Source organism: Halobacteriovorax sp. GFR8 (assembly GCF_050955245.1).
Taxonomy (GTDB): domain Bacteria; phylum Bdellovibrionota; class Bacteriovoracia; order Bacteriovoracales; family Bacteriovoracaceae; genus Halobacteriovorax_A.
Map to the genome: position 1 here is coordinate 94841 of NZ_JBPBLR010000003.1, position 26302 is coordinate 121142.

Annotated in this window: 23 protein-coding genes; 3 read left to right on the forward strand and 20 right to left on the reverse strand. The window is 34.6% G+C overall.

Going from position 1 to position 26302, the window contains the following annotated elements; translation table 11 throughout:
* The first annotated feature begins 17 nt into the window (after nt 1–17).
* The gene (locus ACRXC1_RS15185; protein ID WP_433660059.1) at nt 18–677 is read left to right on the forward strand and encodes a hypothetical protein; all 660 of its coding nucleotides are present in this window, start codon (nt 18–20) and stop codon (nt 675–677) included.
* A gap of 35 nt (nt 678–712) precedes the next feature.
* Here the strand turns inward: ACRXC1_RS15185 and ACRXC1_RS15190 are convergent, their stop codons facing one another.
* From ACRXC1_RS15190 to ACRXC1_RS15260, 15 genes are all read right to left on the reverse strand, one after another.
* Nucleotides 713–1324 carry a type IV pilin protein gene (locus ACRXC1_RS15190; protein WP_433660061.1) on the reverse strand — a complete coding sequence of 204 codons (612 nt, stop codon included), beginning with the start codon at nt 1322–1324 and terminating at the stop codon, nt 713–715.
* A gap of 204 nt (nt 1325–1528) precedes the next feature.
* Nucleotides 1529–2743: a type II secretion system F family protein gene (locus ACRXC1_RS15195; protein WP_433660063.1), complete on the reverse strand. Its 1215-nt coding sequence runs from the start codon at nt 2741–2743 to the stop codon at nt 1529–1531.
* 8 nt (nt 2744–2751) lie between these two features.
* Nucleotides 2752–3891, reverse strand: a complete 1140-nt coding sequence (locus tag ACRXC1_RS15200; RefSeq protein ID WP_392911037.1) for a type IV pilus twitching motility protein PilT — start codon at nt 3889–3891, stop codon at nt 2752–2754.
* A gap of 24 nt (nt 3892–3915) precedes the next feature.
* On the reverse strand, nt 3916–5592 hold the full coding sequence (locus ACRXC1_RS15205; RefSeq protein WP_433660065.1) for a GspE/PulE family protein: 1677 nt from the start codon (nt 5590–5592) through the stop codon (nt 3916–3918).
* Nucleotides 5593–5667: 75 nt separating this feature from the next.
* Nucleotides 5668–6348, reverse strand: a complete 681-nt coding sequence (locus ACRXC1_RS15210; protein ID WP_433660067.1) for a hypothetical protein — start codon at nt 6346–6348, stop codon at nt 5668–5670.
* The gene (locus ACRXC1_RS15215; RefSeq protein WP_433660069.1) at nt 6341–7261 is read right to left on the reverse strand and encodes a bifunctional riboflavin kinase/FAD synthetase; all 921 of its coding nucleotides are present in this window, start codon (nt 7259–7261) and stop codon (nt 6341–6343) included. The genes ACRXC1_RS15210 and ACRXC1_RS15215 overlap by 8 nt, the downstream gene beginning before the upstream one ends.
* Nucleotides 7248–8906, reverse strand: coding sequence for a hypothetical protein (locus tag ACRXC1_RS15220; RefSeq protein WP_433660071.1), 1659 nt, complete (start codon nt 8904–8906; stop codon nt 7248–7250). The genes ACRXC1_RS15215 and ACRXC1_RS15220 overlap by 14 nt, the downstream gene beginning before the upstream one ends.
* Nucleotides 8906–10705 (reverse strand): vWA domain-containing protein, encoded by a 1800-nt coding sequence (locus ACRXC1_RS15225; protein WP_433660073.1) that lies wholly within the window; start codon nt 10703–10705, stop codon nt 8906–8908. Before ACRXC1_RS15225 ends, ACRXC1_RS15220 begins: the two co-directional genes overlap by 1 nt.
* Nucleotides 10705–11466, reverse strand: coding sequence for a VWA domain-containing protein (locus tag ACRXC1_RS15230; protein WP_392911025.1), 762 nt, complete (start codon nt 11464–11466; stop codon nt 10705–10707). The genes ACRXC1_RS15225 and ACRXC1_RS15230 overlap by 1 nt, the downstream gene beginning before the upstream one ends.
* A gap of 217 nt (nt 11467–11683) precedes the next feature.
* Nucleotides 11684–12466 (reverse strand): hypothetical protein, encoded by a 783-nt coding sequence (locus ACRXC1_RS15235; RefSeq protein ID WP_433660075.1) that lies wholly within the window; start codon nt 12464–12466, stop codon nt 11684–11686.
* Nucleotides 12466–13311: a DUF58 domain-containing protein gene (locus tag ACRXC1_RS15240; protein WP_433660077.1), complete on the reverse strand. Its 846-nt coding sequence runs from the start codon at nt 13309–13311 to the stop codon at nt 12466–12468. Before ACRXC1_RS15240 ends, ACRXC1_RS15235 begins: the two co-directional genes overlap by 1 nt.
* A gap of 1 nt (nt 13312) precedes the next feature.
* Nucleotides 13313–14260 carry an AAA family ATPase gene (locus ACRXC1_RS15245; protein ID WP_392911019.1) on the reverse strand — a complete coding sequence of 316 codons (948 nt, stop codon included), beginning with the start codon at nt 14258–14260 and terminating at the stop codon, nt 13313–13315.
* Nucleotides 14253–15425 carry a class I SAM-dependent rRNA methyltransferase gene (locus ACRXC1_RS15250; RefSeq protein ID WP_392911017.1) on the reverse strand — a complete coding sequence of 391 codons (1173 nt, stop codon included), beginning with the start codon at nt 15423–15425 and terminating at the stop codon, nt 14253–14255. Before ACRXC1_RS15250 ends, ACRXC1_RS15245 begins: the two co-directional genes overlap by 8 nt.
* Nucleotides 15426–16205, reverse strand: a complete 780-nt coding sequence (locus ACRXC1_RS15255) for a hypothetical protein (protein ID WP_433660080.1) — start codon at nt 16203–16205, stop codon at nt 15426–15428.
* Nucleotides 16206–16245: 40 nt separating this feature from the next.
* Complete coding sequence (locus ACRXC1_RS15260) at nt 16246–17547, reverse strand: hypothetical protein (RefSeq protein WP_433660082.1); 1302 nt, start codon at nt 17545–17547, stop codon at nt 16246–16248.
* Here ACRXC1_RS15260 and ACRXC1_RS15265 point away from each other — a divergent pair.
* On the forward strand, nt 17546–19876 hold the full coding sequence (locus tag ACRXC1_RS15265; protein WP_433660084.1) for an endonuclease MutS2: 2331 nt from the start codon (nt 17546–17548) through the stop codon (nt 19874–19876). The genes ACRXC1_RS15260 and ACRXC1_RS15265 overlap by 2 nt on opposite strands.
* Here ACRXC1_RS15265 and lepB read toward each other — a convergent pair.
* The 5 genes from lepB to ACRXC1_RS15290 form a co-directional block, all read right to left on the reverse strand.
* Nucleotides 19860–20585, reverse strand: a complete 726-nt coding sequence (lepB, locus tag ACRXC1_RS15270; protein ID WP_392911009.1) for a signal peptidase I — start codon at nt 20583–20585, stop codon at nt 19860–19862. The genes ACRXC1_RS15265 and lepB overlap by 17 nt on opposite strands.
* Nucleotides 20582–21793, reverse strand: a complete 1212-nt coding sequence (locus tag ACRXC1_RS15275; RefSeq protein ID WP_433660086.1) for a penicillin-binding transpeptidase domain-containing protein — start codon at nt 21791–21793, stop codon at nt 20582–20584. Before ACRXC1_RS15275 ends, lepB begins: the two co-directional genes overlap by 4 nt.
* 4 nt (nt 21794–21797) lie before the next feature.
* On the reverse strand, nt 21798–22400 hold the full coding sequence (locus ACRXC1_RS15280) for an SAM-dependent methyltransferase (RefSeq protein ID WP_021267437.1): 603 nt from the start codon (nt 22398–22400) through the stop codon (nt 21798–21800).
* A 454-nt stretch (nt 22401–22854) separates the two neighbouring features.
* Nucleotides 22855–23016: a hypothetical protein gene (locus tag ACRXC1_RS15285; RefSeq protein WP_433660089.1), complete on the reverse strand. Its 162-nt coding sequence runs from the start codon at nt 23014–23016 to the stop codon at nt 22855–22857.
* Between the two features lie 138 nt (nt 23017–23154).
* Nucleotides 23155–24576, reverse strand: a complete 1422-nt coding sequence (locus tag ACRXC1_RS15290; RefSeq protein WP_392911003.1) for a hypothetical protein — start codon at nt 24574–24576, stop codon at nt 23155–23157.
* Between the two features lie 345 nt (nt 24577–24921).
* On the opposite strand from ACRXC1_RS15290, the gene fliD reads away from it, so the two are divergent.
* Nucleotides 24922–26289 carry a flagellar filament capping protein FliD gene (fliD, locus tag ACRXC1_RS15295; RefSeq protein WP_433660091.1) on the forward strand — a complete coding sequence of 456 codons (1368 nt, stop codon included), beginning with the start codon at nt 24922–24924 and terminating at the stop codon, nt 26287–26289.
* Nucleotides 26290–26302 lie beyond the last annotated feature (13 nt).

Sequence of the window (26302 nt, forward strand, 5' to 3'; positions counted from 1 at the left end):
TATAATCAGATATGCTCATGAAGAAAACACAACTTACAAATAAATTGATTCCAATGATCCTATTCATTTTTTTAGTAGGTGTTAACCACATTCTTTCATTTAGAAAGCCTATTAATCCTGAGTTATTTACTACTTTAAATAGTGACTTCATCAAGATTGTATCATTTGGTAATTATAGATTTATTTCAAGTTACTATTGGACAAAAACACTTCTGGATGCCGACACTGATCATGTAAAGAACAAAGAAAAATCTTGGCTCTACTATAGGTTTAAACTGATAGCTGATCTGGACACAAGGTTTTACGAAAACTATCTCCACGGAGGTATTTATTTATCAATCATTAAAGACGATATCATAGGAGCCGAGATTATTTTTAAAAGAGGTCTAGAAGTTTTTCCTGATGACTACAGACTAATGTACAATGCAGCCTTCAACTACCACTTTCAACTAAAAGACTATAACAACTCATTAATAATGTATCAAAAGATTAGAAAATCACCATACGCTGCAAATTTTATAATTCTTCCAAGACTTATTGAAGAGGCAAGGAACAAACGAAAAACCAAACAGTCCCATCTTCAACTACTTCAATTACAATTGAATAAAACTAAAGATGGAAAAGAAAGAGAAGTTTTAATTAAGAAAATAGAAGAAATAAAAAAGGCCTCAAATTAATGAGGCCTTCTATCTTTAGAATAAAAAATTAAAGATTAGTAACCTTTATTAATCTCTCTAAGTACCTTGTCTTGATCAATCGCCCACTTACTTGCAGTAGCAGTAGTGATACTATCTGAATCAATATAACCGATTGCACCGGCTACAAAGTAACCACCCTGAGCATCAACACCAGGAGCTGTTTGTGAACCGTCACCCATGTTTGAAACAGCAATAGTAGAAATGTTAGCAACAGTTGTTCTCTGTCCCCCCACTTTCTTAAATGCAGGTGCACCAAATTCAATATTTTGACAAGTTCCACCGTTATCTCTAACGATTTGGTTTGGTGTAGAGTTAGCTGCACTAAATCCAATTGAGTAATAATTACTTCCACTAGATGGTGTCGCAGTATCCCATGCACCATTTGGAGATACGTAACCAGCATCACCTAAACATGTACCAAATGAATCATAATCAGTTTGGATAGCAGTCATTGCTGAGTAAATTGAAGCTAGTTGAAGCTTCGCTTCAGAAGTTTTCGTTTTCGCTTGATACTTTTTAAAGTTTGGAATTGCTACAGCAGATAGAATCCCGATGATGGCAACAACAACCATCAGCTCGACCAGGGTAAACCCCTTTGAGTTTCTCAACTCGTTTGTAAAATTCATGTCTTTTCTCCTCGTTAACCTAGTTTAGATAGATTAATTAAATAAGCTTAAGAACTTAGCTAAAATTAAGATTTAGCTAGCCCTATAAATACTTTACGGCATATTTAACTTAAATATTAAGTCTCAATAAAATCAATCCCTTACCTTAAAACAATAAATAAATTTAACTACAATTTTGCCACTAAAGTTTGTCAATCTAGGTATTTAGGCACCTGCTGACATAAACATTGGCAGATAAATTGCTATAAGAACTCCACCTATGATTCCACCAAGTACAACAAGCACTAAAGGTTCTAGCATTTTTGTAGCAGCTGTAATTGCATCATTAACTTCATCTTCAAAAACAACAGAAATCTTTGCAAGCATTTGATCGATTGCCCCTGTTGATTCACCAACTTTGATCATCTGAGCAACCATTTCAGGAAAATAATCAATCTTTGTTAGCGGCTCAGTCAAAGTTTTACCTTCTATAACTTTCTTTCTTACTTCTTTGATATCCCCAGAGATAACACTATTATCAATGGTTTCAACGCAAATTTCTAAAGCATCAATTAAGGCAACACCGGAACCAAGAAGAGTTGCTAATGTTCTTGAAAACTGGGCCAAGCTTCCTTTGATGATAACGGCTCCAAAAGCAGGAATATTCATAGAAAACTTATCAAAAGCAACCTTTCCCTGTGGTGTTTTAACAAAGTAAGTAAGGAAGATCATGGTAGCAATTGCACCTATAATCATTTTCCCAGAATACTCACCAAAGAACTCTGACGTATCAATTACAAACTGAGTGATCCAAGGAAGCTCTTGTCCAGTGTCTGCAAGCATTCCAGTAAACTGAGGAACAACGTATGTAATAAGGCCCCAAACAACAAGTGCACCAATACCAGAAACAATTAATGGGTAACTCATAGCCGATTTAATTTGTTTTTTTATCTTCTCTTGCTTCTCTAAATGTTCTGTTAGTTTCGATAAAATTTCATCGAGAATCCCACCGATCTCTCCGGCCTTGACAAGGTTACAATAGAGATTATCGAAACCTTGCTGTTTACGCATACTTTCAGCAAGAGTATTCCCTTCTGCTACATCAGTTGCAATATTCTTAACAGCATTCTTTAGTGCAGGATTCTTTTCTGACTTATAAATAATTTCAAGTGCCAAAATAATTGGTACACCAGCATTGATCATAATTGATAATTGCTTAGTAAAATTCATCAATTCAGGAGCACCAAATGCCGAACCAATTCCTTTCTCAATTAACCATGCATTAATATCAAATTCTAAAATTGAAGGTGGAATAATCTTACGTACACGATTACCTTGGGCGCGTAGTCTTTTCTTCGCATCCTTTTCATCGTTGGCCTGGATTTGTCCACTGGCCTTTTTACCGTTCTTATCAAGTCCTTCCCATTTATATAGTGGCATATCTTACTCTATCGCTCCTTAATACCTAATTGTGGGCCCAACTCTTCTGGGTTTGTTGAATATGACATTGCTGTCTCAACATCAATTGCACCAGAATCAACATGCTTTTTAATTGACTGATTCATTGTCGTCATCCCAGTCTGATCCTGCCCAATTTGCATCTGTGAATAAATTTGGTGCATTTTATCTTCACGTATTAAGTTTCTAATGGCCGGTGTTGGTCTTAGAATTTCAAGACAAGCAACTCGTCCTGGTTCATATGTTTTTGGTAATAGCTGTTGTGAAACGACACCTTGTAGAACGAATGACAGCAGTGTACGTACCTGGTCTTGTTGATCTGAAGGGAAAACGTTTACAAGACGGTTGATAGTTTGCACACATGAGTTAGTGTGAAGCGTTCCAAAAACTAAGTGTCCTGTTTCAGCAACAGTTAAAGCAGCTTCAATTGTTTCCACATCCCTCATCTCACCAACGAGAACAATATCAGGGTCCTGTCTTAAAAGCCCTTTTAGAGCATTTTCAAATGAGTGAGTATCTCGGCCAATCTCGCGTTGATTCACAATACTTGTCTTATGTGGATGGACGAATTCGACCGGATCTTCAAGCGTAACAATATGCGCAGGCTCCATTTCATTAAGACGATTTATAAGAGCTGCAAGAGTTGTCGATTTCCCTGAACCTGTTGGACCTGTTACAAGGAAGAGACCATTTGAAACATCAGTCATTTCCATCAATACATTTGGTAAATTCAGAGCTTTAAAATCAGGAACAGCACTAGGAATTAAACGAAATACCGCAGCAACTCCACCTTTTGAATAGAATATATTGGCCCTAAAACGAGCAAGTCCCTTAATCCCAAAGGCAAGATCGAGCTCTAGATTTTTTTCAAATTCATTCCTTTGTTCTTCAGAAAGTATTTGATAAATAAGCGACTTACTTGAAGAAGCATCAAGTGCAGGAAGTTTTACCCTAACAATATCACCATTAACTCTCATTGCAGGAGCAGTTCCTGGTGTTAAGTGCAAGTCTGAACCACCATTATCAACCATCAACTTAAAAAGCTGTTGGATCTTTAGAGATTCGGCACTTGTGATAGCACCTGTTTTAGTTTCGGTTTTTGTTTTTGTTTGCGTACTATCGCTACTCATCTATTTCACCTATAGAAAATATTATTATAATTTATCAACACTCGAGTTTTTAATTGCTTCAGCTAAAGTTGTGACTCCTTCAGCAACTTTAGTCAGGGCCGACATTCTCAATGTCTTCATCCCATCGGCAATTGCCTGTTTTTTCAAATCATCAGAAGAACAATGTTTTAAAACAAGATCTCTTGCTGCAGGAGTCATTTCTAGAACTTCATAAATTGCAACACGTCCTTTATAACCAGAACCATCACAGAACTCACATCCAGTACCGTGATAAACTTTAAGGTTCTTTGCAGAATTTGGAGTTACACCACATGCAACGATTTGTTCTACCGTTACGCTCTCATCAACAGTCTTGCAGTTTTCACAAATCTTTCGACATAGTCTTTGTGCAACAACGACATTTAGGGCCCCTGTTACTAGAAACGGCTCGATCCCCATATTTAATAAACGGGTAACTGTTGAAGGTGCATCATTCGTGTGAAGAGTTGATAAAACCATGTGACCAGTTAAGGCCGCTTCAATGGCAATCTCACCTACTTCCTGATCTCGAATCTCCCCAACCATGATAATGTCTGGATCTTGTCTAAGAAAGGCCTTAAGAGCTCTAGCAAAGTCCAGCCCAATATCTTTCCTAACGTTTACCTGGTTAATCCCCTCTAAGTTAAATTCACAAGGGTCTTCGGCAGTCGAAATATTTTTTTCAATATTATTAAGTTCTGATAATGCAGAATATAGAGTTGTTGTTTTCCCTGAACCAGTTGGTCCAGTAACAAGACACATCCCATATGGTTGTCTAATACCTTCTAAGAAAACATCAAGTTGTTTCTTTTCAAAACCTAACTTAGTCATATCTAACTGAAGATTTGATTGGTCTAAAAGTCGCATTACAACTTTTTCACCAAATAAAGTCGGTAATGTAGAAACACGGTAATCAATAGGGTTACCATCAATCTCTAATTTAATACGTCCATCTTGTGGAATTCTTCTTTCAGAGATATCAAGTTGAGAAAGAATTTTCATTCTTGAAACTAATGGCAACAGCATCGATCTTGGAGGTGCAGCGTATTCATGGAGAGAACCATCTAATCGAAATCTAATTCTAAAATTATTTTCATAAGGCTCTACGTGAATATCGGACACCTTTTTAATATATGCTTCTGCTAAAACTTTATTAACGTACGAGATGATATCTTCACCAATATCCTCTTCTTTAACGTTCTCTTCACCTTGTCCCTGATCACCTCTAACCTCTCTAACTGTTTCAAGGATTTCATCAATTGAGGCTTGAATATTTTGATATAATTTTTTCCAAGCAGACAATGAAGTTAAAACAAATTCTACGTTAGACTGAATTTCTTTTTGAATTTCTGCTCTGATTTCAACAAGTGATGGATCGAATATTGCTAATGAGATAGTCCCTGATTGTCTCTTTAGAGGAACAATTCGAAATTTTGTTGCAACACCTTTTTTAACTAATTGTAGTGTTGAACCTGGTACACGTGTCTCTGATAAATCAACATAGGCGAGGCTACTTTGTTCTGCAACGGCCTTTGCAAATTTAATGTCATCAAAGAAATTAAATTTTAATAGATCTAATTCTGATACAACACCAGGGTTCTTATTTGCAGCTAATGGCACTAAATCTTTTCGTGGTACCATACCGGTTTTTGAAATGACTTCTAGAAATTCTTTTCTTATCACCTTACGTTATCCTAATATTAGTTTCTTTAAATATTGAATACTTAGATACTCTAACTATTTACTATTTATTTACTATTATAACGTAAAGTTCCAAAATTTTTTTGCTTCTACTGCTTGTAGGTAAAGAAGTTCACTTCCGTCTACATAAGTGAGTTTATTACTCAGAAAAGACTGATGATATTCATGAGAATAGTTCATATCCCAAAAAATTGAGTTTTTTGATAACACAGAATTGAATTGAAATTGACGTGCACAACAATTGATAATCAAAGCTTTATCTAGACTAACAAAGGAATCGTATTTAATAGAGTTCAGATCACCGTTCTTTTTTCTAGAGAATTGGTGATAATTGATATTTAGCTCTTTAAATAAGACTTTGAACATATTTGTCATTGCGCCATCACCTAGCATAACGATTTCTTTTTGTTCATATGAGTTGTTAAGAATGATTTCTTTAGCTGCCAAATAGTCAGTATTTGTGCCAAAAAATTGTGTCCCATCATATTTAATGCAATTAATTGCACCTATTTCTTTTACACTTTCTTCCAACGAGACATCGTTTAGAAAGTGCTTTTTATACGGTGCTGTTATTGAAAGACCTTGAAGATTTGAAAATATCTCTTCCAATTGTGGAATATCTTTTTCATCGTTAATATCCAAAAGACTGTATTCAACTTGGCCATCGAAGAGTTCATTATAGATTTCTGGTGATTTCGAATGTTGAATATTCTTCCCTAGAAGTCCCAATTTAAGCATTAAAATATTCTCGCGTCTTTTTCACATCTAACTTAATTTGTTCAATAAGTTCATTTACTGATGAAAATTTCTTTTCATCTCTTAATCTTTTAATAAATGATACCTCTAGTTCATTTCCATAAATATCATTATCAAAATCTAGGATATGTGTTTCAACGAAAACATTATTTCCATCTGTAAAAGTAGGATTATGACCAATATTTGTTACTGAGTACCAAGTTGATTCACCAAACTTAGTTTTCGTAATATAGACACCATTTTTAGGGTAACGACGATAGCGATCAAGGGCCAAATTAGCTGTAGGAATTCCAATTTGACGGCCACGGCCAGCACCCTTTATAACACGTCCCCTTATAAAATAGTTTCGTCCTAAATACTTTCCAACACTTTCAACGTCACCATTTGCTAGAGACTCACGTACAACTGTACTAGAAACCTTATCACCTTCAACGTCATAAGAGCAAAGTACATTTACTTCTGTTGATTTTGATGAACAAAAGCTTTTAACAAATTCATGATTTCCTTTCTTTTGCGCACCAAAGGCAAAATCATGACCAAGATAAATTCTTTTCGGTTCAATATGATTGAAAATATATTCATTTAAGAATACTTCAGGTTCTTTCATCGAAAGATCACGATTAAATTCGATCTCTAATAGGTAATCAATATTTTGATGAGAAAGAAGCTCTCTTCTTTCTTCATAACTATTAATTAGGTAGTGCTCTTTTGGATTTAGAATTTCTATAGGATGTGGAGTAAATGTTATAACAACGAGTTTTAATCCATCATCATGGCATTCATTATATATTTGATTAATAATTTTCTGATGGCCACGATGAACACCATCAAAGTTACCAATAGTAACTGCAAAATTATCACATTCTATTTCGTTTAAGCTTTTAATTATTTTCATAGTCTGCTCTAGCTAGTTCTTGCCAGTATTCTTTCTTATACTTAAGAGGTAACTTAGCGCCTTTATACTCATTTTTCCCAGCGTTATCGACAAGGTCGAAAAAGTACTTTCTAGCTTCATCTGAAACCTTCATCCCCTTAATACGATCATTTAAGCTATCACCGTGTACACTTGGTGTAAATATTGTGATGTGATGAAAAATATTTGAATAATTAAATTCGTTTTTAAGGTTTTTAAAAGGGTCTCTATCAAAGAGTCGGATATAAGGAAACCCCGTAATTATTAGAATTAATACTATGATTCCCACTAGCGTATAATTAATAATATCCCACAGGTTTCTTTTGCTAGAGGTAACAAATACTGGCGCCATAATATTTTCTGCAAGAATCGTTTTCTGTACAGTAGGTGCAACAACCTGATTATTTTTAACAACTTCTTTTGTCTCACTAGATGCGATATTTGATGCCGCACTACCAGAACCAATAATCACAAGTGGATCAACAACTAGCTCCGTCGTTTCAAACTGTCCTGTAACTGGATTGAATGTCGATAATTCAATCTTTCTTTGAGAAACAAATTCTGCTCTCTTTGCTAAGAATGTATAATCAAATACTTTATTTTTAATTAGTGGAGTTTGTTCAACCATTTCCGCTCTTGTTTCAAAAACTTCAAACGCGTCAGAATTAATTAAAGTAGGTGCATCAAATTTCTCAAGTGCTCCATCACCACGAACTTCTAAACGGGCCTCTAACACATCGTTGACAACAATTTTACTTTTATTAAGACTTAAATTGAAAGTGTGTTTACCAACAAGTCCAGTAAAAGACTTAGGCATATTCTCCATAGGAATCTGAAGGGACTTTATTTTAACACGATCACTTCTAATCGTTTTCGACTTATAAGTTGCAGAACTAAATGAAAATGACATCCCAAAGGCATTTCCCTGTCTGTTTTTATAATCAGGGTGTTGAAAACGAACTTCGATAGGATCAATCGAAAGGTTCCCAGGTTTTTCAGGATAAAGAACACTTTTATAAACAGGTATACGTTTATAAACGTCTCCTTGAACACTTACTCTCTCAACATTGGTACGAGGTAACTCAAAACGTTTTAAAAAATTCTTTTGTACCGGAAATTTTACGAATTCTGGGTTAGTTATTTCACCCTTAAAGTATACATAGTAGACAAGATCAATCTTCTCTCCAACATATGCCTGTGTTTTATCTACTTCAGCACGTATAAAATAATCTTGAAGCCTTGCCCTTTGACTTAGAATACGAATAGATAAAGAACGGTGTTTGACAACTTCATTTCCAAAGTCAACTTTAATATCTCGAACTACAGCACTTCCCTTTTTTAATGCTCTAAGTTCATAGACATAATTGTAGACTTTTTTCTGAATCATTTTACCGCCAGCAAAATATCCTTTTACCATCAGTCGACTAGCATCATTTGTATTGTCAGAGACTATTTCAGCATTATTAAGCTTGAAGCTTACATAAGGTTCTGTTTCTCCCTGATATTCAAAATTGATTATTAGTTTGAACGAATCCTCTAACGCGACCTCAGATGAGCTTACTTTTGCAGTTATCGTTTGTGCGATAGAAGAAAATGTTAATAGAATTAAAATTATATACTTAAACATTACCAATCCTTACGATTATTATTTCCATCTGAAGTTGTATCGATAAATTTTTTCTGTAGTTGCGAATCATCATTCATAATCTGCTTAAAGACGCCATTCGCTTTCCTCATGCGCTTTTTCTTCTTGGCCTGATCTTCAAGATCTTTCCATTGTTGTTGCTGAGTTTTTTGCTTTTTCTTATTCTTATCATCTTTATCATTTTCATTTTCAGACTGACTTTGGTCTTTCTTTTCATTACCTTTATCAGATTTTTTTTGATCTTTTTTATTATCTTCTTGACCCTTCTGCCCTTGATCTTGTTTACCGTCTTTTTCTTGTTGACCATCTTTCTTTTGCTGTTGTTGGTCCTGTTTCTTATTCTCTTTATTATCTTTGTTATCCTTATTTTCTTTGTTTTCTTCTTGTTTCTTCTTATCTTCTTCTTGCTTTTTCTTATCCTGCTTTTGCTTTTGAAGAGCAAATTTAATTTGCTTTTTGATTGCATCTGAAAGCTCTTCATTGTCTGCATTTTGTTCCAAGATATATTTATAAAGATTAACAGAATCGACAAATTGATTATTTTTTAATAGAGCTGTTGCATAATTAAAAAGGTCTGTTGGTTCCTCAGCTTCATAATTATTCAGTGTTTCATTATAGATATCTGCAGCTTGCTTTTGTCCATCTTTCTGTTTTAAAAAAAGCTCTGCCAATTTTAACTTCTCAGCTTTTGAAATATTTCCTGCTCTCATCTTATCAACTAGCATTTCTTGCATTGGATCGACCTCTACTTCTTCTTGAGCATAATTATTGCCAGATGGAACAATAAACAAAGAAATTAGAATTAGCATGGTAATCGTCTTAAATGTTTTAAAACGACCAAATAACACAGATAGAATATAGAAGATAATGCTTGTAACAATTAACCAGTATCCTAAAACAGGCCTAGATCTCAATGTCCCCTTAGTGAAGGAATTTAAATGAATATCTTTAAAGAACCCAAGAATCTCTTGTGTTGGTAAGCTATAGGACTCCACAAACCATACTTTGGCGTACTTTGATTTGTTAACTAGATTCTCAAAAAAATGTTTATTCAATTTAGAAATGATCTCAACGCCATTAAACTTTTTGTAACCGAAGAAGTTACCACGCTTTCCACGCATAGGTATTTTTCCTCCTTCCTCAGTTCCGACTCCAACAATTGCCAAACTAATTTCATTAGGAATATCAACTTCAACATTAGAGTGTTCTTCTCCATCTGTGATTAAAAGAATATTTCCCTTTGTAAAACCATCACTTGTCTTAAAGAATTGGAATGCTTCCTTTAATGCGAGACTCACATTTGATCCACCTTCAGGAGCAGCACTTAACATTGTCCCTAAGCGAGACTCTAGAATATCGACATCATCTGTAAATGGTACAATTTTACGTTGTATATCTGAGAAAATACTTAAGGCAACTTGATGGCCATAAGCATTTTTAACAAAGTGCTTTGCAATAATAGCAGCTTTTGAAATGCGATTAGGTCTAATGTCTTCAACCAGCATGCTTAATGAATTATCAATTAATATTAAAGTTCGCTGATTAGGAATATTTGATTCAACAAGCTCTTCGGGGCCACGAAGGTCACCAAGTGAAAGCGCAAAACCAAAGAAGGCCAAGGTATAGCACAACATTGACAATTTACTAACTGGCCTAGAGTTAAAATTCCAAACCTGTTTAACTATTTTAAAAAAACGCTTTCTTAGCAAGTACAAAAGAGAGATAAATATAGCAACCGCTACAATAGAAATGATCAATAGCTTTGTATTAACAAAATCCATTATGCAACTTCCCTTAAGTATAGACGACGTGTTCCTTCAACTAACATCAAAAGTAAAACACCTGCGAGTAAAAACTTATAATAATCTTCTTGATAAATAATACGCCCTTTAATCTCAAGTCCCTTCCTTTCAAGTTTATTAATTTCTGAAAGAACTTCATTCAAAGAGTCATTATCTGAGGCAACAAAATCCTTACCTCCTGATAGTTCTGCAATCTTTTGAAGAGTTTCAAAGTCCATGCTTGCACCAGGCATATTTTGATATCTTTTTCTACCAAAAGCATCTCGTCCAATTGGTAATTTTGCATCTGGATCACCACCAATACCAATCGTATAGATCTTTATCCCTAATTCTTTAGCTTTCTCAGCGGCTTGCATAGGTGACATTAGACCAGCATTTGCGCTACCATCAGTTAGTAAAATTATTGATTTATTCTCAGCAACACTGGTTTCTGATCTAGCAAGGGCAAGCCCAAGAGCATCACCAATATTTGTTCCCGATCCTAGAAATCCAATATTAATTTGTTCAACTGATTGTTCTACTAGTTTCAAATCTGTTGTTACTGGAATTAGCGTGAATACCTTATCTCCAAACATGATGATACCTATTCGATCAACAGGAGATAGCTCTACAAATTTTCTTATTTGGCTTTTCGCAGCTTCTAATCGATTGGGAGGAAAATCCTCCGCTAGCATCGATCTAGAAACATCAACAACAAAATAAATGTCATTAATCTCTTTTTTTACATTACTTTTACCCATCGGAGTCTTTGGGCCCATTAAAGCAAAGCTGATAAGTGCCCATGATACAAGAGAGGCAAGAAATAAAATTCCTCTTAAAAATGACGGCCTGGATTTTAGGCTATAGCGTGGAGGAAGGATTAATTCCCCTTTTTTAAAGATTGCAAAAAAATCGATGCACCAAAATAGAAAGCCTATAATACCTACGATAAACAAATATTTATTGTGGAATATATAATTACTTAACAATGATATTCTCCTTTGCACGATTATGGAGATCAGAAATTGTTAAATCATCTTCATGAGTCCAATTTTTCTTATACTGAAGCTCATTTATCTTATTTAAGTAGTCTTTTAAAATTTTCCTATCTTCAAATAACTCTTCAAAACTTAGTTTCTCAGAATATATATTCTCGTGTTTTTCACGAGTATCAGCATCCTTAAATAAATCAACCTTATCGGCCCAAGCCTTTTTAACTCTTTGCTTTTTATTGTATACTTGAAACCCAAAAAACGAGATTAGAACAAGGGCCAGAAGAACTAATACATATAAGACATAATCGATAATAGACTTATCTTTTTCTAATTTCTTATCAAATACGATAAAGTCTTGTTGTTCAACTGCAGTATCTTGAAAGTTAATACCAGAAAATGAAACGCCAAGGGCCATACCGCGATAATCCCATATTTTTGGAAAGGAACTCTTCGGTGTTGCAACTAAAACACCACTAGCTTCTACGATATAGTATTGCGGATTTGTTTTTAAAAAATATTGTTTATTAATTTTTGATATCTTAACAATGTCGGCAAAGTCACGTGACATTAAATTATTCTTAATATCTTCATCAATCACATCTGTAATAGGATAAATTGTAAGTTTAAAATCGCGAATTTCACCAACACTCCAAATTTTCTCATCACCTTCAAGACTCAGTTCTATTTTTGTATCAAGAGCACTAGTGTTTACAGTGATAGACATTAGAACGATTGTAAGAAATGAATAAAAGAAATGTAACCTCATTATAACATCTCCTTAACAAAATCTTCCAAGTAGCGATCTCCGACATTAATGTCTTTGAATCTAAATCCATAATTTAATGGTTCGACTTTTCCTTTAAGTTTGGCATCAACTTTTCCGCTTCCTTTCCCTGCAATACGTCCAATCACAGAGAAACGAAACTCATTTGAAGTATCGAGAGGACAAAGTAATCTAAAAGCATGTACATGTTTTCGTGCTGTTAATCTTTTCAAAGTTTCTGGCGACAAGAACTCATAAAAGTCACTAAGGATAACAACTTCTCTTTTCTTATAAAACTCTCTTACTAACTCAGCATCAAATTTTTCAAAATTACGCTCTTTTTGAGATACAAGATATTCCGTGTCAATTTCTCCGGCCTTATTTATAACGCTAGACTTTCTTAGTGCATCAACAAATGCGACAAGACCTGCTTCACCTCTCTTCTTTTGAACTCTTACAACTCGATCATTCAAACAGATAATTGTTTCTATATAGTCATGAGTTTTCTCAGATAGTAAGTAAAGCAACGAGATAATCTCAAAAGCAGCAGCTAGTTTTGACTTACCATTGTGTCCAATAACCATGCCAGGGCTACAATCAAGCAAGATAGTAATCTCAACATTCCTTTCTTCTTCGAATGTCTTGATATATGGAGTATTCGTTTTAGCAACCATTTTCCAGTCAATAAAACGAACGTCATCACCATGAACATACACCTGATGTTCCTTAAACTTTAACCCCGTACCTCTAAAGTGAGATTTAAGCATGCCAATAGAAAATGAGTTTGCTCTTTTGAACAAACTATTTTTCATATTTTGAACAATTTGATGTACTTCAAGTGTTTTCATATTAAATCATTTTCTGAGCAATCTTAACTGCTAAGTCCCTTGGGTTTAATCCATCAATAGATGCCTCATAAGTTAAAATAATTCTGTGCCCTAAAACAGAAGCAACAACTTTCATTACATCATCTGGTGTGACATAATCACGTTGCGCCATAAATGCGTTAAAACGTCCTAACTTCTGTAACCAAATAGCAGCACGAGGTGAAGCCCCCGCTTGCACAAGTCCTTTAAAATCTGGAGAAAAGTGTTTATCACCAGGTCTTGTTGCTCTTACTATCTTAATAATTAAATCCTTCATCTTATCATCGACATAAACCTTATCAATCTCTTGGCGAATTGAAAGAATATCATCTGTTGAAAGAATAGAGCTTAAGTCTTGTTTAATACTTTCTAAATCAAGAATTGACTTCTCTGCTTCAAAATCGGGATAATTAACACTTACTTTCATCATAAATCGATCTAGCTGAGCTTCTGGAAGCGGGTAAGTTCCTTCCTGCTCAATAGGGTTTTGTGTTGCAAGTACAACAAATGGACTCGATAACTTATGTGTAGAATCACCAATCGTTACTTGCTTTTCGGCCATAGCCTCTAATAGTGCAGATTGTACCTTAGCTGGTGATCTGTTAATTTCATCGGCAAGTAAAAGTTGTGTAAAGATTGGTCCAAACTTCGTAGAAAATTCTTCTTTCTGTTGTGAATATACCATTGTACCGACTAGGTCAGAAGGAAGTAGGTCAGGCGTAAACTGAACCCTTTTGAATGTTAAATCACAAAGCTTACTCATTGTTGATACAGATAATGTTTTACCTAAACCAGGCATACCTTCAATAAGAAGATGTCCTTCACAGACTAATGCCGCAATTATACTATCAAGCATTTCATCTTGACCGTATACTATTCTCTTTGCCCTATCTAAAACACTATTAACCTTCTGTCTTGAATTATCAGTCATTTCTTTCCACCTTATAAGCTAAATATTTTATATAATTTGATTTTGAATCAAGTCGACTAATAGGATGATCTAGTCCCTGAATACCTGTATCAATTAACCTAATTGAAAGATTATTCTTTTGAGCACTTCTAGCAACACATTGATCTAACTCATTCATTGAGATATTTTGTGTGCATGATGCTGCCGCTAGAATTCCACCCTTATTAATCATTTTAAAAATACGAGTATATAATTTTTCATATCCACTAATAGCGGCTTTCTTGTCTTTATAACTTTTACTAAATGCAGGAGGATCGCAAACGATCACATCATAACTAAGTCCTTCACTTACTTTTTCATCTAAAAACTTAAAGACATCCTGACGTGTGAAACTACCACGGTTGCTAAAGTTATTGAGTTCAACGTGATTACTAACCACATCTGCCATATTTGCTTGATCAACAAACTCAACCTGCTCTACACCTGCACGTAAAAGGTGAAGTCCCCAAGAACCCACATACGTAAAAAGATCAAGCCCTGTTTTATAGCTTTGCCCTGTTCTCTTTATTAGCTCTTCAAATTTCCTTCTGTTTTCGCGGTGATCGTAATAATATCCCACCTTTTGCATCATCTCTCTTTTGATCTGATACTTAAAACCGGTTTCTTCAATTTCTATTAGTTCAGGTAATTCATCACTTTCAAAAACAGGAAGTTCTTCAATGTCGCGATACTTCTTATTATCCAGAAGTATTACTTCCTTATCGAGAAGCTTTTGCAAATGTGCTTTTATTTCATTTCGATAAGTGTCCATTCCTGCTGTGTTAATTTGTAGAATGACACAATTTCTGTAACCATCCACAATTAGCCCAGGAAGTCCGTCTTCATCACCATAAACTAAACGAGCATCTTGCCCATAACCTATTTCAGAACGATAGCTTATTGCATCTTCAATAGATTTTGCTACATACTCCCAAGGCTCTAGCGATGATTTAAATATTGCGATATTCTTTTTTCGTGTTGAATTTGGATTAACAAATCCAATATACTTATTCTTCAAGTGACTAAAGCGACACCATTCACCAGGACGATGTGAACGGAGAGAGTCTTCAATGTCATTTTCAGATAAATGAATAACTTTACTTTCAAAGTGAAGTCTAACTTTTTTATTAATTTCTATTTGTCTCATTTATAGGCCTATAATCTTTTTAGCTTGCCCAGTATTGATTTGATAATTTTGAATTTTCAAATCTAGTTTACCTAGCTCAACCTTCTTATCCCCTGTCACAACATATGACACTGCTTCAATATTACTTGGTAATCCGAAAGTTCCAAATTTATCATACTCGATCTCAATCTCTTTAATTACTGAAGAAGCTCCTCTCCCCTCTGAAATAGAGATCTGAGAGATCACACTCTTTCCTTTTGCCCATGATTTTTTAGAGTAAGAAAATGATGTTTTTGTATGCAATTGTGGACTACTCGATTCGATCTCTTTAATTTGTCCACTCGAATATAGCTCAATACTTAAATCAAGTAACTCCGCTTTATCTTTAACTCTAATAAAGCGACTATTATTTTTTGGATCTTTCTTAAATGCACTCTGTTCAAGAGGTGTCGTTAAATTTTTCGCTAACACTAATTCGACATAAGGCTTAACTTTTGCAATTAACGTTTGCTTAAGTAAATCAAAACCTTTCTCGGGTAGCCCCTCTACTCTGATTCTAATATTATTCGGATACACCCAGTAGACTCGATAATAAACATCATCGGGTTCTAAGGCCGTATTTGACCTTACGTATTTTTCTAAGTTTGGCTCTCGAATATCAAAGAATAAGTCCTGTATCTGTCCCTCTAATGGAGTATACGTTCTTAACTTGTGATCGTTAAAGATACTACTATTGTTAGAAAAAACTGATGAAACAGAAAGTAATAAAACAACAATTAGAGATAAGTTAAATTTCAGCATAATATGTCCTTTTAACTTATTTTAAAAGGGACATAGACCATTACCAACTAGTTGAAATTATTTCCTTCCAATTGACTTTAGGGAGAATCAAATGCTTCTCTTTCTTATAAATAACTTTACCTGCAGCTCCCTTTACTCCTTTAAGATTTTCTACTTGAGTAAAAATAACAGGTATTTGATCTGCACTAAATTCACTATAATCGGCCAATATTGATGCTACGACACTGTATTTATCGAAATCGAAGCCTTCTAAATTTTTGGCAATAACATGAGCACTTTTATCTCCATCAAGATGAAACCAAATATCGCCTTTAGTTGACCATTTACTACGGATATAATCGTTTCCTTTTGTATTTAGGCCAACTGCAATAGAAATATTATTCCATCTAAAAACTGAGTGATCATCTGACTTATTAACTTCAGTACTCTTTTGAGCTACCTTTTTCCAAACAGGCACATTTATTTTTTCTTTAACAAATACGACTTTCTTAGACTCGATTTCTTTAATGACATCTGCAAGACGTTTCTCTAGAAACTCTTCACCCTTTCTAAGCTTCTTTATCTTTGAAAAAAGTACATTTTTCTTTTGATAATAATTAAGGCCGTAATCAAATTTTGCTTTAAGACTCTTGTATTTAAAGACGTGCTCACTTAAGTCCAATTCGTCATTGATTAGTTTTTTTTCTAATTCATGTCTGACCTGACAATTTTCTAAATCTTTTTCAATAAACTTCTTCTTTCGCATTAACTTCTTATTATAAGTCGTCTCAGCTTTTTTATTAAATACTTCAGTTTCATCTAACATGAGTTTGTTCTCATTGATGTCTTTCTTATCTAATTGTTTACGTCCAAGTTCGTTGAAAATATCAAAGTAGTCTTCAAATTCAAATAATTGCTTCTTATTCGATTGCCATGGAGAGAAATGCAATCTTTTCCCTTCATTTAGATAAACATAAGAGAAAAATAGCTGACGTCCTTTCCAAAATAGCAAGAGGTTGCTCTTGTCATAAAACTTAAAGTTTAAACATTTATCTTTCGTATCGACTTCAATTTCACTCAAACGTGCGTTTCTAATATTTGATCTTAAAAACTCTAAGAATTGATCCCTCGTTATTCTATATTCAGAAGGTATACTTGTAATTGAATCCCAAATTCCACAGTGCTCTCCACCTCTTCCCAGTGTGATACAAAGATTCTTACCTCTGAGTCTCAACTGTAATAGAACAAGCTTTCCAGAGGAAAAGATTTTTTGAATTTTTGGGTTTGTCGACACCCCATTTTCAAATAATTGCGCATTAATTTTATCGACATTTCGCCCTAGCTCTGAGAAATTTAAATTCATGAATAATCCAACAATTTTGTCACAAACACTGAGTAATATTGACTGGAGCAAGATTGCTTCTGAAATTATCACCCATGCAAGGTTTCAAGTTAATAAGAATATTATAGAACATAAACCAAAGATATTCGAATCTGAACAACTAGATGAACATTTTTATGACTTAAATGAGATTATTAAGAAAATTGATGAAACAGGTAATCTTGGTGATTTCTTCTTTAGCAATTTGAGAGATAGTGACGAGAACCACAATGCCTTAAATTATATTGCAAAAGGTGGCGTTGCAACATTAGATCAGCTAAATTTCTTAGCTAATACAATCGAGAACCTTTTTTCAACTAAACGTGTATTAAACTTTGGTAATTACCGAGTTTTTTTAGATGAATTAGTTAATAAAACACAGAGACTTAAGCAGAAATTCATTAATCCATTTCGTAAGTTTGTGGATGCTGATGGAAGTGTTCACTTAGAAAAACACCCTATTATTGCGCCATTGATACAAGAGCAAATAAGCTTAGAGAGAAGAATCCGTGAGACGATTAACTTTATTTTAAAAGATGAGGATATATCAAAGCGCTTGCAAATGGACACCTTTGACATTATCAATGAAAGATTTGTTATTCCTATCAGAAGTGATTCTTACCGAAGTGACTTAGGAAGTATTGTAGCAAGATCCTCAACAGGAAATACCCTCTTTGTTGAGCCGGTTGCAACAAGAAAAATGTCTAATGAATTAATTGAGATCAATTCAAAAATTGATTACGCAATTTCTCAAATTTGCAAAGGTTATTGTGATCTGATCAATAACGATCTCACGACAATGCGAAATGTTTATTCGTTCTTTATCGATCTAGACTATACATATACATTAGCTAGTTATTCACATACTAAGGATTTCTGTTACCCAGAAGTAAGCCAAGATGGTGCAACTAACCTAGTAGACTTCTATCATCCCCTTATTGAAAACTGTGTTCGAAATACGATCGAAGTCGAAAATAAGATGAGAGGAATTATCATCTCTGGGCCAAATACGGGAGGGAAGACAGTTTCCATTAAAAGTATTGTTATTGCGCACTTATTTTTAAAGCTTGGATTATTTATTCCTGCACAAAAAGCTAAATTACAATACAAAAGCGATGTTTTCTACTTCGACAGTGACTATCAAGACTTAGAGATGGGACTCAGTTCATTTGCCGGAGAAGTTCAAGTAATTTTATCAATGCTTGAGAATATTCAAAATGATTCACTAATTGCAGCGGATGAAATTTTTAATTCGACATCATCTGATGAAGCATCCTCTCTTGCCTACTCAATCATTAACTATGTCACTAAAGAGCTAGGATGTGATGTTTTAATTTCAACCCACCACCAGCTGTTAAAGACGAAAATACAAGAAAGTAAGGAGTTTATCTCGGCCCATGTGGGTTATGATTTTGATAACAATACACCTACTTACAAGCTAATTATTGGAACTCCTGGTTCATCGATGGCGCTAGAAATTTTTAATCGTCTAAGCAAGAAGCATAATATACCTGAGTTCATATTAGATGATGCAAAAAAGATGCTTGATACAAAATATGTAACCTATGAAAGACTTTTACAAGACCTGTCAAAGAAACAAGAAAGAATCGATAAGACACTTAAAGAAAATATACAACTTAACCACGAACTCAAGAACCAAAAGAAATCTCAAGAGGGTATTCTCTTTTTAGAGAAACAAAGGGCCTTTGATCAATATGAGAAAGAGATTAAAAAGATTATCAAAGGGCTCAATGATGTAAAATCCAAAAGTCTAAGTAATGAAATCTCTTCACTAAATAAACAATATGAAAGGCTCAAGCCAAGTAAAATTGAAAAGCCACAAGAAGAAAGACAAGTTGCCACAGAGATAAAAATTGGATCACGTTATTTTTGTGATCGACTAAACTCAACTTGTGTTGTCTTTGAGATCAAGGGGAAGAATTGTGTTGTCGAAGTAAATGGTAAAAAGATTTCTGTACCAAAGGCATCACTCTTTGATCAACAAGGTATTAATAATAAGAAGCCTCAAAAGACCAAAAAAGTTGAAATTAATGTATTTAAAACGATCAACTACACTACCGAAGTTAATTGTCGTGGAATGCGCTTAAGTGAATTTCAGCAAAAGGTTTTCTCTTGTATAGACGATCTTAGAATGGGTCATATTCCATATTTAATTATTGTCCACGGACATGGAGATGGAACATTAAAGAAATGGCTTAGAAATGAACTTAGAAGACAGCGCGATTTAAGTTGGTCACCGGATGAAGGAAATGACGGGGCAACACGTATTGATCTTACTCAATCGTCTTAAAAATACGTTCCGACTTAATATTCATCTGACCGGTATAACTATCTTGCATCATTGAAAACCAGACGAAGAATGCACGGCCTCTGATATTTTCGAATGGGACAAAGCCCCAAGCTCTCGAATCCGAAGAGTTATCACGATTATCACCCATAACAAAGTAGTGTCCTTCTGGAATTTTTGTCAGTGGATAATTAAGTTTATAGATATTATCCATGTCTTTTTTTACAACAAACTTTTTGTCCTGCATTGTAGTTTCAAGATAATCGTAATTATCATTATATTTAGTAGCTATGAGCTTTTCCGCTATTTCCTTACCGTTAATGTAGATCTTCTTATTCTTAATCTCTATACTTTCACCAGGTAAGCCAATAACTCGCTTGATATAATTAATTTTTGGATCATTCGGATATTTAAAAACAATTATATCACCACGTTTAACATCATTTGTTCTAAATATGTATAAAGGGTTTGAGTTAATACCACCTAAAGCAATATCAGAGAAAGGAAGTTTGAAACCATAACTAAATTTTTCGACAAGAATAAAATCACCTATCTCCAATGTTGGAATCATTGATCCAGAAGGAATTCTATAAGGTTCATAGAAAGAAGATCTGAAAGTGAGAAGAAATAGAATAATTAAAAATGAATCACGGCACATCCTAAGAAAGCTTTTCTTACGACTTGCTATTTTCTCTTCTAATATATCACTCACTTAATTCCTCGGTAGTATTTTGAAATAATCTCTTGTGCCAATTTTGTTGATTTAACATACCATTTTTCGTAGTTGATAATCATAATACACACAGAGATACCCTTATCGTCTAAATTCTTTTTAGGTTTAGCATAAGAAGTAAACCAATCTCTTTTACCAAATGGAAAACCACCAGTAATTGAACCTGTTTTCCCACCGATCTCAAGTTTATTAGAAATTCTTCGGCTCATATACCTTCTAAATGTTCTTCTTGCTGTACCTCGCTTAATCGTCCCTTGCATTAACTCAGAAAGCTCTTTTGCTGTCTCAGGTCCTATTACTTGCTCTTTTCGAACTTCATTTTCCCAAACAGTTTGATTTTGTTCATCAACAAGGTTGGTTGCTAGGCGCGGATATTGAAGAACTCCCCCATTGGCCACAACGCTTGATAAAACTGCACAGTGAACAGGAGAGATTTGTGTTCGTTTATTAAAACCTGAAGCGATCTCGGCCATCGCATAGTCTGTCTGCGGTATTTCAAAAGTAGACTTAGCTAAATCAATTTCTTCCATTAAGCTATCGTTAAAACCAAGTCTTTTGGCCATATCCTCAAGCTCTTCTGGAGTTGTATTATTAATCGCGGCCTTTCCAAAGATAACATTATTAGAATAGGCAAAGGCCCTATCAAATGAGGTCGTTCTCTGCCAACGAGATTTCTTATTTTTTAACTGATACTTGTAAAGTGTCGTTCCACGTCCGCGATACTTAAATTTGTCGTGAATATCAAAGTCTTCATTATTAATTAAATCAGCACTTGTTACAATTTTAAATACACTTGCAGCAGGGTGTGTTCCAGTAAATGGAAGAAGGTAATCAAAAACCTTCCCTTGACGTGTAAATCCAATACTAACAAGAAGGTTACCATTATTATTATCCATAACAACGACAGCTGCCTTATCTGGACGATAGTAACGAAGACGCTTCCTTACAAAGCTTTCTAACTTAGGATCTGTTGAATAATTAACTTTATAGGATTTTGAATTATGCGAAATCGTTTGCTTGAATGGAGTTTTAGGATCTAAAAGCTGGCTCGAAAGGTAGTGCCTCAATTGTTGATTATCGATGACACTTGCCTTTGGCTTAACTTCTATTTTCTTTTGCTCGTCTTTTCCTACTAAAAAATAACCTATTAACGCGAGCGGAGCTAAAACTAATAAATACTTATACAAAAACCTATACTTGAACACCTTTATAGCCCTTACCAATCACAAAGAACTCCTTACTTACCGAACGAGTAGATTTCGGCTTAAGGAAGTGGAATTCTTTAAAAATACTTCTTTGTGATTTTAGAAAGACTTGGGCCTCATGGCCATCAAATACTTTAATAACGAAGTTTCCATCCTTTCTTAAGAAGACATCTAAATGTGCAAAAACTTGTTCAATTAAATTTAAACTTCTCAGTTGATCAACAGAGCGAACACCGGTTGTATTAGGGGCCATATCAGAAATAACGACATCAAATTTTCGATCGAACTCAAGTTCTTCGACAGTCGTTACATCGAAAATAGACTTCTCGAATAACCTTACGTTCTTAACTCCTAAAAGCTTCTTATTGACTGGTTTAATATCAATACCAACTGCAAAGCCCTCGGGGCCTATCTTCTTGCTTGTATACTGCATCCAAGAACCAGGATAATAGCCGAGATCGAGTACGTTATTACCCTTTTCGATAACCTTGTACTTCTTATCAATCTCTTCTAACTTGTAAATAGAGCGGGCCAGGAAGTTCTCTTTTTTGGCCTTATTGTAATAATAATCTTTAACTTTAAACGTCATTAACTAAACCTTATATGTAATATTAGACTAACATTATTCAAAAAACTGAAAAAGTCGATTTTTGTAAGTACACGACATTTTTCTTACATCTGAGCGCGAAAAAAAAATTTCTTTTGTGAAAAAACTTATTGACTCAGGTTTTTTACTAACATTATTAACAGAGTTATCCACACTTGACCATAATGCTTGGTTATTTTTCATTAAATTAACTTTTACTAATGAAATGCCTTATTTTCAACACTTTACCATGCATGTTGCGATGTGATGACAGGTTTTGACAGGTTGCAAGTAAACTTACCAACAAAAAATACCAACTTATCCACATATGCACATTTCAAAGTGCTTTTAAAGCTTGTCAATAATATTTTTCGAATAAATGAAGTAAGATTTTGGGGGATGGATTTCCCTTGTGCTCAAAGCACAATAATAGTTATTTCAATAAGGTAGAAGAGGATTACTCGGAAGTAACCATAAATTCTAATTCATCACTACTTGCCAAAATAGCGCCGTACTCTTCTCCGTCATCATATGTAAATGAACTAGCAATCAGCTTGATACTACTATCAGCTGGATCGACAAATACAAATGGATGGGAAGTGGTTGCGTCTTTGCGCATTTTGTAGGAATCAGAAAACTCTTCAAACAATTGTCTTGTTATATGAGACTTAAACAGATGAAACTCCCTTTCATCGTTAACGTTAATTTAATTATAGTTTAAATCTCATATAAATAAATAAATTTAAGTCCTAGGATTTTAGTCAATTGCTCCAATTGTTCTAAGTAGGATCTTCACTCGGCCCTCAAAGTGCGAGTCTAGTAGACAAATAATAATATAGACCGCATAGATCATATTTCTAGAGCTTCTAAGGCCTCTAATCTTTTGAAAGATCACTTCGATAAGCAAGACACTAAAGAAAGCTAAGAGCCATAATATTGAGAAGTCCTGAAAGGTTCTTGAGCTAAATAACAGATCAATTAGAAGTAAGCACAGAATAGAGATCGCGACCTTAATTGAAGAGTCATGTGAGATATTTAGAATCTTATGCTTCTCACTGCGAGTTTGAGCAAGAATTTTATATATAAAAATAAATAGGCCAAAGAATGACAGTACAAAGAACGACTTGCGTGAGACTAGCCTTGATATTTCTGAAGAAATAATATTTACACTTTCAATCATCTCGATCGAGATCGTACTAGTAGATAAAAAGAAAAGAGATATTGATAAGAAAACTCCAAGTAGCGTGTACTTAAAAAATTGTCTCTTATACCAAGCTGTTTCCTCTTTAAAGAAGACGAAATGGATTAATAGTAGCTGGACTACGAGCAGGATAATATTGGATTTATCAAGAACTGTCCCCCACGCACCTAAAAGGCCAATAAAAAGCCCTGAGCGGTACGTAGAACTCTTTGTCGACCAAAGAGTAGACCATACCCATACCACTGAAAAAGTCGTTAAAAGGGTAAAACCGTAATTATTAGCTAATATCTTTGAAAATGACCATGAGGAAACTAACGCAAAGACACCTAAAAGTGACAATCTTCTTGAAACAAAATTTCGAAGAAGCGCATAGAACGTCATTAGAAATAACGACATCGTCACATAGTAGAAGTGAATCGACCACGAAAGGTTTAAGAGCTTTGGATACTTACTAAATGGAATATAGTTAATTGATATAAAATTCCAGAATGCTCCAGACACTCTTTCACTTGGATCAAAAAATAGTCTTAAAGAACTAGTCGAAAACAAGTTCGGTAACTGAGGCAGCGAAGTAAAGAACATGACGACAGTTAAGAAGAGTACCGTTTTTTCAAATTTATCAAGGTAGCGATATTCATGAAAGTTTGTAGATACAGACTCTTTAATGATCTTTCCTCTTGTAGGCCAAGAGTAAAACAGCCCCATTACAATCCACGTCACCCAAAAAATATTATAACTCCACTTATGTGGCAGTAAGCTTAAAAGGTTGAAGTATATCGCCATGAAGAACATTCCCATGAAGAGTCGATACACGACTCTGTCGATTGACGAATTTACTTTAAAGTAGATCTTTAATCGGTGATCAATTTCTTTTCCAAGTAGAAACCACTGGGAAACAATAAACATTGAGAAGAAGATCATTGCGATAATTTGCCAAATCGGCGCGAGATTAACTTCCTTTTGTAGATAAATTGGCAATAACAAGAATGTAAAATATGTAACTAGTCGAAATAACAAGAATTTTGTCTTTTCAATGTAAATATCCGACTTTTTCTCTAAAGTTTTCACCATAATACCCGATAAATTTAGTACAAAATCCCAATCCCAAAAAAATTACTTTCTCGAAAAGTACCCGCCCAAAAGGCGGGTTTTTTATTTTCAGGGATTTACCTATTATAGCGCCTAAAACATCAAATGACGAAGGTGCCTTGCCTAGAAAATTATTCCACTAATGATGCGACGGAAAAAAAACCTCAAGTGTGATAAAATCTGAGTTGGAGACAAGTGTGAAAAGGATTTTCACATTTAAAATCAGGAGGATTTTTGTCGATAGCAATGGGCTCCATTAACACAGGACTTCCTAAGGATATTGTTCAGCAAATTATGAAGGCTGAACGTATTCCAATCCAAAATATGGAAGTACGTAAGGGTAAGGTCGCTGACAAGAAAGCTCTTGTTCAAGAACTTACGTCCCTTGTTGAAGGAATGCGTGGAACCCTCCTCCAAAACGGTAGTGCTAGATCACTTAGAGAACTAAGTGTGATTGGCAATGATGATATCGTTGGAATTACAGCAGACAAAAATGTTGCAGAACCCGCAACATACCAATTTGAAGTAAAACAACTTGCACAAAAATCGTCGGCCATGACAAGTGGCTTTGCCGATCCTGAAGAGAGTTATATCGGTGTAGGTTTTATCCAATACTCACTACCAAACGGTGATACGAAAGAAATATATATCGACGCAGATAATGCATCTCTAAAATCAGTCGCCAAGTTAATTAACAGAGACGAAGAATCAGGACTAAGGGCCAGTGTCATCAACGATGGCTCGGAATCAGATACGCCGTGGCGCCTTATTCTCTCGCTTAAAGATACAGGTGATATTAATAAAGCAGATTTTCCAAACTTCTACTTCGTCGATGGTGAACAAGACTTTTATATAGAGTTTGAAAGAGAGGCCCAAGATGCAGTTGTTGCACTTGATGGCTTTGAAATTGAATTGCCAGAGAATAAAGCTGCAGAGCTAATTCCGGGTGTAACACTAGATCTAAAAAAAGCAAAGCCAGGTGATGAATTCACAATCAATATCAGCGAAGATGCTGGAAAAATTGGAGAAAAAGTTAAGTCACTTATTGACCAAATTAACGGTGTTTTCACTTTTATCAAACAACAAAACACAATGGATGAGACAACAGATACCTCAAGAACACTTGGTGGGGATATTCTCTTACAATCTATTGAATCAAGATTAAGAAATGCCATATTTAAGGATATTCCACTAAAAGATGGTAGCACTTCTCGTATTGGAGAACTTGGTATCCAATTCTCAAGAGAAGGTTTACTTGAGTTTGATCAAAAGAAATTTCAAACAGTGATGGAAAAAGACTATGACCATATCGCTGAAGTACTAACTGGTCGATATGAAGACGGTACGAAAACTAATGGATTCATCGACAACCTCAAAGAGACAGTTGGACAACTTCTTCAATTTCCAAATGGCCTACTGTCTTCAAGAAAGAGATCACTAGAAAATAATATCGAAACAATTGATAGAAGGATTGCTCAAAGAGAGAACATGCTTCAACAAAAAGAAAAAAACTTAAAAGATAAATTTTCACGCTTAGAAGGAACCATGTCTAGGATTCGCTCTCAAGGTGCAGGCCTTGGCGGACCTCAGCCAATGGGATAATTAAGGAGAAGTA